We start from the raw sequence: 14,417 nt of genomic DNA on the forward strand, positions 1-14,417 counted from the left end.
GCTGCGCCGTGATGCCGGGCCTGCTCGATGCGCGCCACTGCGCGCGCTTCATTGCCGCCTACGACGAGCCGCAGCGCTTTCGCAGCCGGGTGGTGATGGAGCGCCACGGCTTCGGCCGCGGCGAATACCAGTATTTCGGGTATCCGCTGCCGGAGCCGCTGTCCGCGTTGCGCGCCACTCTGTATCCGCCGCTGGCGCGCATCGCCAACCGCTGGCAGGCCGCGCTCGGGCTGGACGCGCGCTTTCCAGGCGAGCATGCCGACTTTCTCGCGCAATGCCATGCGGCAGGCCAGCTGCGCCCGACCCCGCTGCTGCTGCGCTACCGCGCCGGCGACTACAACTGCCTGCACCAGGACCTGTATGGCGAGCAGGTGTTTCCGCTGCAGGTGGCGGTGCTGCTGTCGCGTCCCGGCGAGGATTTCACGGGCGGCGAATTCGTGCTCACCGAGCAGCGGCCGCGCATGCAGTCGCGCGCTGAAGTCGTGAGCCTGAATCAGGGCGACGCCGTCGTGTTCGCCGTCAACCAGCGGCCGGTGCAGGGCACGCGCGGCGTCTACCGGGTGGCGATGCGGCATGGCGTCAGCCGCGTGCGGCAGGGCCTGCGCCATACCTTGGGGATCATCTTCCACGACGCCACCTGAAGGGCTGCCGCCCTCATGCAGTACACTCTCCACACCGTGCCCACGAAGCGCGGAAAACCATCTATCGGAGAGAAGAAAAAGCATGCGCGCGCGCCAGATTTCCCTGCAGTGTTCCCTATTTGTCCTGGCTGCCCTCGGCAGCCTGTCGGCACACGCCGACACCCTGGTCGACAACGCCAACGGCTATACCCTGAACGGGAAGGGTGAGCTGGTCCAGTTCACGGCGATCGCCTTCGACGACAAGGGCCGCATCATCGCCGTCGGCAGTGGCGCCGACGTCGCCGCCAAGGCTCCAAATGCGAAGCGCATCGACATGGGAGGCCGCACCCTGCTGCCCGGCCTGATCGACGCCCACGGCCACGTGTTCGGCCTGGGCCAGCAACTGACCCAGCTCGACCTGTTCCACAGCACGTCGCTCGACGGCGCCCTGAAGTCGATCGGCGGCTATGCGCGCGCCAACCCAAGCCACGCCTGGATCCGCGGCCGCGGCTGGAACCAGGAGAACTGGAAGCTGGGCCGCTTCCCGACGGCGAAGGAGCTTGATGGCGTCGTCGCCGACCGCCCGGTATGGCTGGAGCGCGTCGACGGCCACGCCGGCTGGACCAATAGCCGCGGCCTGGCGCTGGCCGGCATCACCAGGTCGACCCCGGACCCGGTCGGCGGCAAGATCGTGCGCGACGCCAACGGCGAGGCGACCGGCGTGCTGGTCGACACCGCCCAGGAATTGCTGACCAAGGTGCTGCCGCAGCAGACCGAGGCCGAGGGTCGCGTCATGCTCGACCGCGCACTGGGCGAACTGGCGCGCGTGGGCCTGACCAGCGTGCACGACGCCGGCGTCGACGTGGCCCAGGACCGCCTGTACCGCGCCTATGCCGACGACGGCAAGCTGACCACCCGCGTGTACGGCATGATCGCCGGCACCGACAAGGACTTCGACCAGCTGGCGGTGAAAGGCCCGCTGAAGGACTACGGCAACGGCATGTATGCGCTGCGTTCCGTAAAACTGTACTCGGACGGCGCCCTGGGCAGCCGCGGCGCGGCCCTGATCAAGCCCTACAGCGACGAATCGCACTCGCACGGCCTGCTGTTCTACAAGACCGCGCAGATGGACGCGATGATGGCCAAGGCCATGCGCAAGGGCTACCAGGTCAACGTCCACGCGATCGGCGACGCCGGCAACAAGCAGATCCTCGACATCTACCAGAAGGAGTTGAAGGCGACGGGCAGCGCGGCGCAACGCCACCGCATCGAGCACGCCCAGGTCGTGACCCCGGCCGACATCCCGCGCTTCAAGACGCTGGACATCATTCCGTCGATGCAGCCGACCCACGCGACCTCGGACAAGAACATGGCCGAGACCCGCATCGGACCCGATCGCATCAAGGGCGCCTACGCCTGGCGCAGCTTCCTGCACCAGGGCTCGCGCATCGCCTGCGGTTCGGATTTCCCGGTCGAGTCGCCGAATCCGTTCTTCGGCATCCACGCCGCCGTCACGCGCCAGGATGCGCAAGGGCAGCCGGTGGCCGGCTGGTATCCGAACCAGGCGATGTCGCTCAAGGAAGCCTTCCGCTGCTTCACGCTGGATGCGGCCTGGGCCGGGCATCAGGAGAAAGACCTGGGTTCGCTGGAGCCGGGCAAGCAGGCCGACTTCATCGTGATCGACCAGGACCTGTTCCGCATGCCGACCTACGACATCCACAAGACCGGCGTGCTGGAAACCTGGGTGGCGGGACGCCAGGTCTTCAAGAAATGATTTGACGAGGTTGTATAGACAACCTAGACTTCAGAGCAGCTTTGCGGCGCGCGGATAGCGCGCGCCGTATCCCCGACCGAAGGAGCCGCCATGTCCCAAGATACCCGTCCTCTCGACGACCCGCGTTTCGACCCGACCCGCGTCATTCAAGCGCCACGCGGCAACCAGCTCAGCTGCAAGAGCTGGCTGACCGAAGCCGCCTACCGCATGATCCAGAACAACCTCGACGCCGAGGTCGCGGAAAACCCGCAGCGCCTGGTGGTCTACGGCGGCATCGGCCGCGCCGCCCGCAACTGGGAATGCTATGACCAGATCCTGGCCTCGCTGCGCGCGCTCGAGGATGACCAGACCCTCCTGATCCAGTCCGGCAAGCCGGTCGGCGTGTTCCAGACCCACCCGGATGCGCCGCGCGTGCTGCTGGCGAACTCGAACCTGGTGCCGAAATGGGCCGACTGGGAACATTTCAATGAACTCGATCGCAAGGGCCTGTTCATGTACGGCCAGATGACGGCCGGCAGCTGGATCTATATCGGCACCCAGGGCATCGTGCAGGGCACTTATGAAACCTTCGCCGAGGCGGGCCGCCAGCACTTCGGTGGCGATATGGCCGGCCGCTGGGTGTTGACGGCGGGCCTGGGCGGCATGGGCGGCGCCCAGCCGCTGGCCGCCACCTTCGCCGGCGCCGTCTCGCTGACCGTCGAATGCCAGCAGAGCAGCATCGACTTCCGCCTGCGCACCCGCTACCTGGACAAGCAGGCGCGCGACATCGACGAAGCGCTCGCCATGATCCGCCAGCACAAGGACGCGCGCGAGGCCATCTCGATCGGCCTGCTCGGCAATGCGGCCGAGGTGCTGCCGGAACTGGTGCGCCGCGCGAAAGAGGGCGGCCTGGCGCCGGATCTCGTCACCGACCAGACTTCGGCCCATGACCTGATCAACGGCTATCTGCCGATCGGCTGGAGCGTCGAACAGTGGAAGGCGGCGCAGGCGGACCCGGGCCAGCATGCGCGCCTGAAGGCCGAAGCGGCGGCATCGTGCGCGATCCACGTGCGCGCCATCCTCGACTTCAAGGCGCTCGGCGCCCACGCCGTCGACTACGGCAACAATATCCGCCAGGTGGCCAAGGACGAGGGCGTGCAGGATGCCTTCGACTTCCCGGGCTTCGTGCCGGCTTATATCAGGCCGCAGTTCTGCGAGGGCCGCGGCCCGTTCCGCTGGGTGGCGCTGTCAGGCGACCCGGAAGACATTTATAAAACCGACGCCAGGATCAAGGAGCTGTTCCCGCACGACGCGCGGGTGCACCGCTGGCTCGACATGGCGCGCGAACGGATCGCCTTCCAGGGCCTGCCGGCGCGCATCTGCTGGCTGGGCCTGGGCGAGCGCCACCTGGCCGGCCTGGCCTTCAACGAGATGGTGCGCACGGGCGAGCTGAAGGCGCCGGTGGTGATCGGCCGCGACCACCTCGACACCGGCTCGGTGGCCAGCCCGAACCGCGAGACCGAGGCGATGCGCGACGGCACCGATGCCGTCTCGGACTGGCCGCTGCTGAACGCCTTGCTGAACACGGCCGGCGGCGCCACCTGGGTCTCGCTGCACCACGGCGGCGGCGTGGGCATGGGCTACTCGCAGCATTCCGGCGTGGTGATCGTGGCCGACGGCACCGAGGCCGCGGCGAAACGCCTGGCAAGGGTGCTGGTGAACGACAGCGCCTCGGGCGTGATGCGCCACGCCGACGCCGGCTATGACAGCGCCATCGACTGCGCCAAGCGCAATGGCCTGAACCTTCCAATGATCAAATAAACCCAGCAGCGACCATGAACGACACTCTTCAACGCCTCACCCTGCAACCCGGCGCACTGGCGCTCAGCGACCTGCGCGCCGTCTGGGGCGGCCACCAGCGACTGGACCTGGCGGCCAAGGCATGGGACGACATCGCGGCCTCCGCCGCCACCGTGGACGCCATCGTCGCCAAGGGCGACCCGGCCTATGGCATCAACACCGGCTTCGGCATCCTGGCCAAGGCCCATATTCCCAACGACCAGCTGGCCACCCTGCAGCGCAACCTGATCCTGTCGCATGCGGTCGGCACCGGTGAGCTTCTTTCGGACACCATCGTGCGCCTGATCCTGCTGACCAAGATCGGCAGCCTGGCGCGCGGCTATTCGGGCGTGCGTCCGATCATCGTCGAGACTCTGGTCGCCCTGTACAACGCCAACATCATGCCGGCGATTCCCTCGCAGGGTTCGGTCGGCGCCTCGGGCGACCTGGCGCCGCTGGCCCATATGACGCTGGCGATGCTGGGCGTGGGCCAGGTGCGCCACGATGGCGTGCTGGTGGAAGCCGTCGACGCATTGCGCGCGGCCGGCATCGAACCGGTGACGCTGGCGGCGAAGGAGGGCCTGGCCCTGATCAACGGCACGCAAGTCTCGACCGCGCTGGCGCTGCATGGCCTGTTCATGGCCGAACGCCTGCTGGAGGCGGCGATGGTCACCGGCTCGCTGTCGGTCGATGCGGCGCGCGGCAGCGATGCGCCGTTCGATCCGCGCATCCACGCGGTGCGCGGCCAGCCGGGCCAGATCGCGGCGGCGAAGATCTACCGCGAACTGGTGGCGGGCAGCGCGATCCGCGCCTCGCACCTGGTGGGCGACGAGCGGGTGCAGGACCCGTACAGCCTGCGCTGCCAGCCGCAGGTGATGGGCGCCGTGATGGACCTGATCGCCAATGCCGGCCGCACCCTGCTGATCGAGGCGAACGCCGTGACCGACAATCCGCTCTTGTTCGAGGGCGGAGAGATCATTTCTGGCGGCAACTTCCACGCCGAGCCGGTGGCCTTCGCCGCCGACACGCTGGCGCTGGCGATCGCCGAGATCGGCGCGTTGGCCGAGCGCCGCATCGCGCTGCTGATCGACGCCAACCTGTCCGGCCTGCCGGCCTTCCTGGTGCGCGAACCGGGGCTGAACTCGGGCTTCATGATCGCCCACGTGACCGCCGCCGCGCTGGCCTCCGAAAACAAGTCGCTGGCCCATCCGGCCAGCGTCGACAGCCTGCCGACGTCGGCCAACCAGGAAGACCACGTGAGCATGGCGACCTTCGCTGCGCGCCGTCTCGACCAGATGGCGCACAATACGGCGGTCATCGTCGGGATCGAGCTGCTGGCAGCAAGCCAGGGCATCGAATTCCACCGCCCCTTGAAAAGCTCCGAGACGCTGGAATCGGTGCATGCCCAGCTGCGCCAGCACGTCGCGCCCTACGATGCCGACCGCTTCTTCGCGCCCGATATCGAGGCCGCGCGCAGGTTGGTGGTCGACGGCGCGCTGTCGGCGTCGTGCAAGGAGTTGTTCACCGTACTGCACCCGTAAACACAAAGGAGGCAAGATGGAGTTCCGGTTCAAGGCAGGCAGGCTTCCCATGCTGGTGTCGATGCCGCATGCGGGCACTGACATCCCCGACGAGGTGGCGGACACGCTAGCGCCCTGCGCCGCGGCGCGCGCCGACACCGACTGGCACTTGCCGGAACTGTACGGCTTCCTGGAAGAGATGGGCATCTCGACCATCTCGGCGCGCTGGTCGCGCTACCTGATCGACCTGAACCGCCCGCCAGAGAACACCAACCTGTATCCGGGCCTGGACACGACCGGCCTGTGCCCGCTCGACACCTTCGGGCGCGAACGTCTTTACCGGGAGGGCATGGAGCCCGACCAGGCCGAGGTAGGGCGGCGCCTGGAACGCTACTGGCGGCCATATCACGCGCAACTGCGCGCCGAACTCGATCGCCTGAAAGCCGAACATGGCCGCGTGGTGCTGTGGGAAGCGCATTCGATCGCCTCGATCGTGCCGCGCTTTTTCGAGGGCAAGCTGCCCGACCTGAACTTCGGCACCGCCGAAGGCAAGTCGTGCGACCCGGGACTGGAGGAGGCGGTCCTGGGCGTGGCGCGCGCCCAGGAGCGCTACACGATCGCCCTGAACGGCCGCTTCAAGGGCGGCCATATCACGCGCCACTACGGCCAGCCGCCGCACGGCGTGCATGCGATCCAGCTCGAGAAATGCCAGTGCCTGTACATGGACGAGGCGCCGCCGTTCGACTATCGCCCTGACGTCGCCGCTCAGTTGCAACCGCTGCTGCGCGACATGGTCATGGCCGCGGTGAACTGGGTGCGTCCATGACGACAGCCCTGTTCGCGCGCCATGCGCTGCTGCCGCAAGGCTGGCAGCGCGACGTCCTGCTCGAATGGGATGCGCACGGCGACCTGACCCGGGTGGCGCCCGGCGCCACCGCTTCCCCCGGCATGCGGCAGGCGCAATACGTCCTGCCCGGCATGGTCAACCTGCATTCGCACGCCTTCCAGCGCGCGCTGGGCGGCCTGACCGAACGCGCCGGCGACGGGCCGGACAGCTTCTGGACCTGGCGCGACCTGATGTACCGCTTCGCCGCCCGCATCACCCCAGGCCAGATCGAGGCCATCGCGGCCCAGCTGTTCGCCGAGTGCCTGCGCCACGGCTACACCTCGGTGTGCGAGTTCCACTACCTGCAGCGCGACGCCGACGGCGCCGCCTATGCGCGGCCGGCCGAGACGGCCGAGCGGGTGGCCGCGGCGGGACAGGCGACCGGCATGGGATTGACCCTGCTGCCGGTGCTGTACAGCCATGCGGGCTTCGGCGAAAAGCCGCTGGCGCCGGCGCAGGCGCGCTTTCGCACGGACGTCGACGAGGTGCTCGGCATCGTCGAGGCCCTGGGCCCGCTGCGCGGCGGCCAGCTGGAAGTCGGCGCCGCGCCGCACTCGCTGCGCGCCGCCACCATCGATCAGATCCGGGCGCTGGCGGGCGGCTTGCCGCCGGGGCGTCCGCTGCACATCCACATCGCCGAGCAGCAGGGCGAGGTGGAGCAGTGCCTGGCGCATGCCGGCCGGCGCCCGGTCGAATACCTGATGGACCACGTCGCGCTCGATGCGCGCTGGTGCCTGGTGCACGCGACCCATTTGAACGAGAACGAAGTCGTGGCGCTGGCAAGCAGCGGCGCGGTGGCCGGCCTGTGCCCGACCACCGAGGCCAACCTGGGCGACGGCCTGTTCCCGCTGGCGCCCTTCATCGAGGCGGGCGGGCGCTTCGGCGTCGGCAGCGACAGCCACGTGTCGCAAAGCCCGGTCGAAGAGCTGCGCTGGCTCGAGTACGGCCAGCGTCTGTTGCACCAGCAACGCAACGTGGCGCACACCCGTGAACGGCGCGACGTGGGCGACTATCTGTGGCAGGCGGCGCTGCAGGGCGGCGCGCTGGCGACGGGGCGCCGCGTCGGCCTGCTCGAGGCCGGCCGGCGCGCCGACCTGCTGGTGCTGGACGAGCAGCATCCGAACCTCGATGGCGTGATTGAATCCGAAGTGCTCGGACGTGTTGTATTCTGTGGCAACGACAACCTGGTGCGCGACGTGCTGTGCGGCGGCCGCTGGGTGGTGGAGGACGGGCGCCACATGGCGCAGGACGAGGTCGCCCAGCGCTACCGCCAGGCGCTCAGGGATTTGCGCGCAGTGACCCAGGAGGTGTGAAATGACAGTCTTGATTCCGTTTGCAGGCTTGGCCCCGGCGCCGTGGAAGAACGGCGGCGGCAGCACGATCGAGATCGCGATCGGCCCGCCGGACGCCGGCTTCGACGATTTCGACTGGCGCGTCAGCCTGGCGACCATCGCCGAGGACGGCGCGTTCTCGCGCTTCCCCGGCGTCGACCGCACCCTGGCGCTGGTCGACGGCCATGGCCTGACCTTGCAGATCGACGGCGAGCCGACCCTGATCAGCGACGCCGAACCGGTGATCGCGTTCGACGGCGATTCCGAGGTGCAGGCGCGGCTCAATCGCGGGCCGACCCTGGACTTCAACGTCATGTCGCGCAGCGAGCGCTGCTGGCACCAGTTCGGGCGGCGGCGCCTGAGCGGCGACTCCACCTTCGTCGCGCGCGCCGAGGTGACGGTGCTGTTCCTGGCCGAGGGCGACAGCCTGCAGCTGGCCAGCGACGACGAGCGCATCGGCCTGGTGCGCTACGACGCCGTGATCCTCGACCAGGGCACGGTGTGGTCGCTGGAAGCGGGGCAGGCCACGATCTTCATCGTCGACGTCCACTATTATTCGGAAGACGACGACGCAGAGATGTATGACTGAGGGTCGGCCCGACTGCGTCTTCACCAACGTCCACCTGGCGACGATGGAGGACGGCTACGGCGAGCTGCCGGACGCCGCGCTGGCGGTGAAGGATGGCCGCATCGCCTGGATCGGCAAGCGCCTTGATGCCCCGCCGGCAAGCCGGGTGCACGATTGCGGCGGCGCCTGGATGACGCCGGGCCTGGTCGACTGCCATACCCACGTGGTCCACGCCGGCAACCGCAGCAACGAGTGGGAAGCGCGCCTGAACGGCGCCACCTATGAAGACATCGCGCGCCAGGGCGGCGGCATCATGTCCACCGTGCGCGCCACGCGCGCGGCCAGTGTCGACGACCTGGTCGCGGCCAGCCTGCCGCGCGTGCGCGCCCTGCTGGCCGAGGGCGTGACCACGCTCGAGATCAAGTCGGGCTATGGCCTCGAACAGGGCGCCGAAGAACGCATGCTGCGCGCCGCGCGCCGCATCGGCGAGCTGCTGCCGGTGCGGGTGGCGACCACCTTCCTCGGCGCGCACGCGCTGCCGCCCGAATTCGCCGGCCGCCAGGACGACTACGTGACTGAAGTGTGCGAGCGCATGCTGCCGGCGCTCGCCGCGCAAGGCCTGGTCGACGCGGTGGACGCCTTCTGCGAACGGATCGGTTTCACGCGCGCCCAGACCGGGCGCGTGTTCGACGCCGCGCGCAAGCTCGACCTGCCGCTCAAGCTGCACGCCGAGCAGTTGTCCGACCAGGGCGGGGCGGAACTGGTGGCGCGCTACCAAGGCCTGTCGGCCGACCACCTGGAACATCTGAGCCCAGAAGGCATCGCGGCGATGGCGCGCGCCGGCACCGTGGCGGTGCTGCTGCCGGGCGCCTATTATTTTTTGCGCGAGACCGTGATGCCGCCGATCGACGCGCTGCGCGAAGCCGGCGTGCCGATGGCGGTGGCCACCGACTGCAATCCCGGCACCTCGCCGATGACGTCGCTGCTGCTGGCGATGAATATGGCGTGCACCCTGTGGCGCCTGACGCCGCAGGAAGCCCTGCTCGGCGCGACCGCCTATGGCGCGCTGGCCCTGGGCCTGCAGGCCGAGATCGGCACCCTGACGGTCGGCAAGCGCGCCGACCTGGCCTTGTGGAACATCGCCCGTCCCGCCGACCTGGCGTATGCGATCGGCTTCAATCCCTGCCAGGCCGTGGTCAATGGCGGCGTCCTGCGCGCGCCCCATCTTTCCGTGTAATTTGGCAACACTTGTCCCTTTGTCGCAACACTCGCAGCCACGGTGGGTAAGTGCTTGATCACCCTCAAGCCTGGCTTTCTTGCCTGGCCGATGATGGATTCAACACGCGACGACAACAAACGGTTACTACGGCAGTTACAGCGGTAAGCAAATGTAAGCCTTAATGGATCATTAAGAATGGCCAACTATAGTCATTCATGTGATTCCCATCTCCCCTCCCCATTTGCCAAAATGGGTTTGCCCACGGTGCCAAGGCCCGTGGGTTTTTCTTTCGGGCGTCGCTTTTATTGCGTGCTTCAGCTGCGCTGCGCGAGCGACAGCAGGCTGTCGCCGGTGACGCGGCAGATGCGCCAATCCGGCATGACGTCCGCGCCCATGGCTTGGTAGAACTGGATGGCCGGTTCGTTCCAGTCCAGCACCGACCATTCGAAACGTCCGCAGCCGCGTTCGACCGCCAGCTGCGCCAGGCGTTGCAGCATCTGCGTGCCATAGCCTTTGCCGCGGTGCGCCTGTTTTACATACAGGTCTTCCAGGTACAGGCCCTTCCTGGTGAGGAAGGTCGAGAAGTTATGGAAGAACAGGGCGAAGGTGACGACTTCACCGTTTTCTTCGCCGACGATCGCTTCGCACGATGGGCGCGCGCCGAACAGGCCTTCGTGCAGCAGGGCTTCGGTGGCGACCACCATGTGTTCGAGTTTTTCGAACACCGCCAGCTCCACGATCATGGCGTGGATGTGGGCGACGTCTTGCGGCTGGGCGGGGCGGATGGAAAAGGCGGTGTTAACGTTCATGGCGATTCAATGGCATTGTTCAGGTTAGCGGATTGCACGCTCCTGGCGGCAGGCGCGCGCACGGCCCAGGCGACGCTGGCCAGGCACAGCACCATGCCCAGGAATTCGAGCAGGCCAGGGCGGTAGTCTTCGAGCTGAACCGACAGGAGCACCGACAGCACGGGCGTGACGACGCCGATGTAGACGGCCTTGTTGGCGCCGATGCGGCCGATCAGCGTGAAATAGGCGAAGAAGGCGATGACCGAGCCGAAGATCGACAGGTACACCAGGCCCGCCCAGTAGGTGGGGCTCTCGGGCAGGGTAAAGGCATTGCCGTTGGCAAGCGACCATATCGCCACCATCGACGCGCCCCACAACATCGACCAGGCCATCGTTAGCGGCAGATTGGACGATTGTTCCTTGACCTTGTTGACCACGATGCTGCCGGCCGAGCTGGCCAGGGTGGCGGCCAGCGCCAGCACCACGCCGGCCAGGAAATGGCCGTCGCCGCCCGTCTTCAATTCTTGCCAGGCATCGCTGATCGAGTGCCAGAACAGCAGGGCCACGCCGACGGTGGCGATGCCGCCGCAGGCCCAGGTGCGTCCCTTGACCTCGGTGCCAAAGAAGATTCGACTCCAGATCGGCGTCCAGAACACCATCAGCGCGAACATCACCGCCACCAGGCCAGAGACGATGTGCTGCTCCGATTCATAGGTGCAGATATACGAGACGCCGAAGGTCAGCCCGCCCTGCAGCGCCATCCAGCGATGGGTGCGCCAGGGCAGGCGCAGGCTGTCGCGGCGCACCAGGCAGATGGCGAACAGGGCGGCGGCGGCCAGGAAGAAACGGTAGGCCACCGACACGGCGGGAGCGGTGTGTCCCAGCTGTAAGGTGATGGCCCAGAAGGTCGAGCCCCAGATCAGTGAGGCGATGATGAAGAGGACGGGAGAAGACATTCGCGGGAGTATAGTCCTCCCGCTTTGTTCCTGCCGGCATCTTTTACGGCGGCGGGGCGCTCCGCTGTATCAAAAGCGCAACATCGCCGTCGGGTGATCAATAGGCCAGCCGCATTCGCCGATACAGAAAGCTCAGCACGAACAATGGCCCGATCAGCAGGAAGCGCAGGTCGTCGAAGAACGATGGTTTCTTGCCCTCGATATGGTGGCCGATGAATTGCCCGATCCAGGCCAGCACGAACACCCCGATCGAGGTCACCAGCACGGTGCCTTCCGGCAGCATGTTCAGCAGCCCCAGCATCACGGCGGCCAGCGCCGCCATCCCAAACGCGAACGGCCTGGACAGCCTGGTGTAATAGACCAGCGCGGCGCCGGTGACAGCCAGGGCCACGAACGGATGAATTGCCCACAGAATGCCCAGCAGACTGAACACGATGGCGGGGATGCAGACGAAGTGGATCAGTTCGTTGACGGGATTGCGGTGGCTCTCGGCATAGCGGGCCAGCAACACGTCGATATCGCGCGGCGTAGAGGAAAATTCCATGACGGCGGCCTCCAGTTGTTGTAACGACGATTCTACGCCCGCATCAGTCTCCTTGTCCGGCCTGCCGCGCACTCGACGGCAGCGCCGGCACGGGCGCCGCGGTGTCGGCCGGCTGCAGGCGCAGGTTCGGATGGTTTGCGAACAGTTCCGAGATCCATTCGACGAATACCCGCACCTTGGCCGACAGGTGGCGGTTGTGCGGATAGACGACGTGCACCGGCAGCGGGTCGCAGCGCCATTCGGGCAGCAGGCGCACCATCTTGCCGGTGGCCAGGTGCTCGTTGAGCAGGTAATCCGTCATATTGATCACGCCCAGCCCCGACAGGCCGGCCTGGATATAAGCGCTCGAATCGTTCAGGGCGATCACGCCGGGCAAGGTCATGTCGATGCGCTCGCCGTCGCGGGTGTAGTCCCAGCTGGAGATCTTGCCATTCCTCGCCGAGAAATAATTCACGCAGCGGTGCCGCTCCAGGTCGCGCGGGTGCATCGGCATGCCGTAGCGTTCCACATAGGCGGGGGAGGCGCAGGTGACGAAGTTGATCACCCCGACCCGACGTGCAATGAGATTGGTATCGAGCAATTCCCCGCCGCGCACGGCGCAATCGACGCCTTCCTCGACCAGGTCGACCGGGCGGTCGGTGGTGCCGAGTTCGAGCGTGATGTCCGGATAGCGCTCGAAGAAGTCGGGCAGGGCGGGAATCAGGATCTCGGCCGACAGGCCGGTCGGCGCATCCACCCGCAGCCGTCCGCTGGGGCTGAAGCGGTGGCGCGACAGCGATTCCTCGGCGTCGCGCACGTCGGACAGGATGCGCACGCAGCGCTCGTAATAGGCGGCGCCGTCCGAGGTCACCGACACATGGCGCGTGGTGCGGTGCAAGAGCTTGGAGGCGAGCGAGGTTTCCAGCGCCTGTACCAGGGTCGACACCGTTGCCTTGGGCAATTGCAGGGTCTCGGCGGCACGCGTGAAGCTGCCGGCGTCGACCACTTGCACGAATACTTCCATGGCCTGGAGTTTGTTCATATCGTCTTCTTCGGATTAAAACAGTGCGATTGTTCAGCAATCCGAACAATCAATTCGGTATTGCCATCTTTATCTGATTGTAGATGAAGACTATTATGTGTGCATCGCAACAATGTATTGACCAGGAAGACGGAGCCGGCCATGAGCCATCGGAACATTCAGAACGGAATCTTTACCACGGTAGCAGTCGCCCTGAGCGGCGTCGCACTGGCGGCACTGCTCTGCACCGATGCCTACTCGCGCGCCGCCGGCGCCGAGGCGCGTGGTTTCCATGCGCTGTCCCTGGAAATGCAGATGAGCTGCGCCGGCGATTGCGCCGACGTCGACGAGCGCATCGTCCAGCTCCAGAAACAGGGAGCCGCCCGATGAGCGCCGTGCTGGACGCCGTCGACCGCAGCCTCAAGGTACGCGACCTCGAGGTAGGCGGCGCCACCGGTCCCCTGGCCGCGCGGCTGTATGCCGCCGGCCCGGTCGCCAAGCGCGACCTGCTGGTGGTGTACTTCCACGGCGGCGGCTTCGACAGCGGCGACCTGGACGAGTGCGACGACTTCCTGCGCAGCCTCGCCGAATGCGACCACCTGCCGCTGGTGCTGGCTTCGACCTATACGCTGGCGACCGTGAGTCCGTTCCCGGCCGCGGTCGAGGACGCCCATGCGGTGCTGCAGTGGGCCAAGAAGAACAAGACCAAGCTGGGCTGGAGCGGCAAGCTCCTGGTGACGGCCGGCATCGAAGCCGGCGCCAACCTGGCGGCGGTATGCGCGCTGATGTCGCGCGACCGCGGCGGCCCGGCCCTGGCCGGCCAGATCCTGGTCATGCCGATGCTCGACCCGGCGCTCTCCACCGGTTCGATGCGCCAGATGACCTATTGCGCCGATCGCGAGAAGGCGGCCACCGTATGCGCGGCCGCCTACCGCGGCTACCTGCCGCATGCGGCAGACCGCTCGCATCCGTATGCGGCGCCGCTGCACTCGAGCCGTCTCAAGAACCTCGCGCCGGCGCTGATCCTGTCGGCCGAAGACGATCCATTACGCGACGAGGCTGAACAATACGGCGCCAAACTGATCAACGCCGGCATTTGCACCACCGTGCGCCGCATGGCCGCACCCGACCTGCAGGATCCGAACGGGCGCAACGAATGCGCCTGCAAGGTGCAGGCGATGCTCGAGATTTCCAGCTTCCTCGCGCGGCTGGAAGGGCGTGGAGGCGCCTGACACCTCAGCATCAACCACCTGATCCCGGCCACGCCGGATACAGCAAGCGTATCGCAAGACACCGTGCCTGGCGCACCGGTGGGGGACCCATTGTAACTGCGTCTCATGCAGTCTTGATGGGTAAGTAAGAGTCAATCGAAAATGGAGGGTCGCCATGAATC

General features: G+C 67.0%; 14 protein-coding genes. 10 read left to right on the forward strand and 4 right to left on the reverse strand.

Annotated elements, in window-relative coordinates; genetic code table 11:
- Window positions 1–11 precede the first annotated feature (11 nt).
- From ABIB42_RS17470 to hutI, 8 genes are all read left to right on the forward strand, one after another.
- Window positions 12–641, forward strand: coding sequence for a 2OG-Fe(II) oxygenase (locus ABIB42_RS17470; protein ID WP_229520543.1), 630 nt, complete (start codon window positions 12–14; stop codon window positions 639–641).
- Window positions 642–723: 82 nt separating this feature from the next.
- On the forward strand, window positions 724–2,394 hold the full coding sequence (locus ABIB42_RS17475; RefSeq protein WP_219861446.1) for an amidohydrolase: 1,671 nt from the start codon (window positions 724–726) through the stop codon (window positions 2,392–2,394).
- A 90-nt stretch (window positions 2,395–2,484) separates the two neighbouring features.
- Entirely contained in the window at window positions 2,485–4,194 is a 1,710-nt protein-coding gene (gene hutU, locus ABIB42_RS17480; protein WP_005665094.1) for a urocanate hydratase, read from the forward strand.
- A 14-nt stretch (window positions 4,195–4,208) separates the two neighbouring features.
- On the forward strand, window positions 4,209–5,753 hold the full coding sequence (gene hutH / locus ABIB42_RS17485) for a histidine ammonia-lyase (protein WP_005665096.1): 1,545 nt from the start codon (window positions 4,209–4,211) through the stop codon (window positions 5,751–5,753).
- Between the two features lie 16 nt (window positions 5,754–5,769).
- Window positions 5,770–6,558, forward strand: coding sequence for an N-formylglutamate deformylase (gene hutG, locus ABIB42_RS17490; RefSeq protein ID WP_219861444.1), 789 nt, complete (start codon window positions 5,770–5,772; stop codon window positions 6,556–6,558).
- A complete protein-coding gene (locus tag ABIB42_RS17495) occupies window positions 6,555–7,931 on the forward strand; it encodes a formimidoylglutamate deiminase (protein ID WP_429248713.1) in 1,377 nt (458 codons plus the stop codon). The genes hutG and ABIB42_RS17495 overlap by 4 nt, the downstream gene beginning before the upstream one ends.
- A 1-nt stretch (window position 7,932) precedes the next feature.
- Complete coding sequence (locus ABIB42_RS17500; protein ID WP_005665102.1) at window positions 7,933–8,538, forward strand: HutD/Ves family protein; 606 nt, start codon at window positions 7,933–7,935, stop codon at window positions 8,536–8,538.
- Window positions 8,531–9,754: an imidazolonepropionase gene (gene hutI, locus ABIB42_RS17505; RefSeq protein WP_429248714.1), complete on the forward strand. Its 1,224-nt coding sequence runs from the start codon at window positions 8,531–8,533 to the stop codon at window positions 9,752–9,754. Before ABIB42_RS17500 ends, hutI begins: the two co-directional genes overlap by 8 nt.
- A 296-nt stretch (window positions 9,755–10,050) precedes the next feature.
- On the opposite strand, the gene ABIB42_RS17510 is transcribed toward hutI, so the two are convergent.
- The 4 genes from ABIB42_RS17510 to ABIB42_RS17525 all read right to left on the reverse strand — a co-directional run bounded on the left by ABIB42_RS17510 (window position 10,051) and on the right by ABIB42_RS17525 (window position 13,045).
- Window positions 10,051–10,545 (reverse strand): GNAT family N-acetyltransferase, encoded by a 495-nt coding sequence (locus ABIB42_RS17510; protein ID WP_005665106.1) that lies wholly within the window; start codon window positions 10,543–10,545, stop codon window positions 10,051–10,053.
- Window positions 10,542–11,480, reverse strand: coding sequence for a DMT family transporter (locus ABIB42_RS17515; RefSeq protein ID WP_429248715.1), 939 nt, complete (start codon window positions 11,478–11,480; stop codon window positions 10,542–10,544). Before ABIB42_RS17515 ends, ABIB42_RS17510 begins: the two co-directional genes overlap by 4 nt.
- Before the next feature lie 97 nt (window positions 11,481–11,577).
- Window positions 11,578–12,024 carry a DUF962 domain-containing protein gene (locus ABIB42_RS17520; RefSeq protein WP_312486103.1) on the reverse strand — a complete coding sequence of 149 codons (447 nt, stop codon included), beginning with the start codon at window positions 12,022–12,024 and terminating at the stop codon, window positions 11,578–11,580.
- A 43-nt stretch (window positions 12,025–12,067) separates the two neighbouring features.
- Window positions 12,068–13,045 (reverse strand): LysR family transcriptional regulator, encoded by a 978-nt coding sequence (locus ABIB42_RS17525; RefSeq protein WP_005665111.1) that lies wholly within the window; start codon window positions 13,043–13,045, stop codon window positions 12,068–12,070.
- Window positions 13,046–13,186: 141 nt separating this feature from the next.
- Here ABIB42_RS17525 and ABIB42_RS17530 point away from each other — a divergent pair, with 141 nt between their 5' ends.
- Entirely contained in the window at window positions 13,187–13,414 is a 228-nt protein-coding gene (locus ABIB42_RS17530) for a hypothetical protein (protein WP_005665113.1), read from the forward strand.
- Window positions 13,411–14,256: an alpha/beta hydrolase gene (locus tag ABIB42_RS17535; RefSeq protein ID WP_005665114.1), complete on the forward strand. Its 846-nt coding sequence runs from the start codon at window positions 13,411–13,413 to the stop codon at window positions 14,254–14,256. Before ABIB42_RS17530 ends, ABIB42_RS17535 begins: the two co-directional genes overlap by 4 nt.
- The last annotated feature ends 161 nt before the right edge of the window (window positions 14,257–14,417 follow it).

Source organism: Massilia sp. UYP32 (genome assembly GCF_050434365.1).
In the GTDB taxonomy this organism is placed as follows: domain Bacteria; phylum Pseudomonadota; class Gammaproteobacteria; order Burkholderiales; family Burkholderiaceae_D; genus Telluria; species Telluria timonae.

What these genes read in the sequence shown, in the direction of transcription:
- ABIB42_RS17500 (WP_005665102.1), top strand. Translation starts at nt 7,933, where the DNA reads ATGACAGTCTTGATTCCGTTTGCAGGCTTGGCCCCGGCGCCGTGGAAG.
- hutH (WP_005665096.1), top strand. Translation starts at nt 4,209, where the DNA reads ATGAACGACACTCTTCAACGCCTCACCCTGCAACCCGGCGCACTGGCG.
- hutG (WP_219861444.1), top strand. Translation starts at nt 5,770, where the DNA reads ATGGAGTTCCGGTTCAAGGCAGGCAGGCTTCCCATGCTGGTGTCGATG.
- ABIB42_RS17470 (WP_229520543.1), top strand. Translation starts at nt 12, where the DNA reads ATGCCGGGCCTGCTCGATGCGCGCCACTGCGCGCGCTTCATTGCCGCC.
- hutI (WP_429248714.1), top strand. Translation starts at nt 8,531, where the DNA reads ATGACTGAGGGTCGGCCCGACTGCGTCTTCACCAACGTCCACCTGGCG.
- ABIB42_RS17495 (WP_429248713.1), top strand. Translation starts at nt 6,555, where the DNA reads ATGACGACAGCCCTGTTCGCGCGCCATGCGCTGCTGCCGCAAGGCTGG.
- ABIB42_RS17475 (WP_219861446.1), top strand. Translation starts at nt 724, where the DNA reads ATGCGCGCGCGCCAGATTTCCCTGCAGTGTTCCCTATTTGTCCTGGCT.
- hutU (WP_005665094.1), top strand. Translation starts at nt 2,485, where the DNA reads ATGTCCCAAGATACCCGTCCTCTCGACGACCCGCGTTTCGACCCGACC.
- ABIB42_RS17515 (WP_429248715.1), bottom strand. Translation starts at nt 11,480, where the DNA reads ATGTCTTCTCCCGTCCTCTTCATCATCGCCTCACTGATCTGGGGCTCG.
- ABIB42_RS17535 (WP_005665114.1), top strand. Translation starts at nt 13,411, where the DNA reads ATGAGCGCCGTGCTGGACGCCGTCGACCGCAGCCTCAAGGTACGCGAC.
- ABIB42_RS17520 (WP_312486103.1), bottom strand. Translation starts at nt 12,024, where the DNA reads ATGGAATTTTCCTCTACGCCGCGCGATATCGACGTGTTGCTGGCCCGC.
- ABIB42_RS17530 (WP_005665113.1), top strand. Translation starts at nt 13,187, where the DNA reads ATGAGCCATCGGAACATTCAGAACGGAATCTTTACCACGGTAGCAGTC.
- ABIB42_RS17510 (WP_005665106.1), bottom strand. Translation starts at nt 10,545, where the DNA reads ATGAACGTTAACACCGCCTTTTCCATCCGCCCCGCCCAGCCGCAAGAC.
- ABIB42_RS17525 (WP_005665111.1), bottom strand. Translation starts at nt 13,045, where the DNA reads ATGAACAAACTCCAGGCCATGGAAGTATTCGTGCAAGTGGTCGACGCC.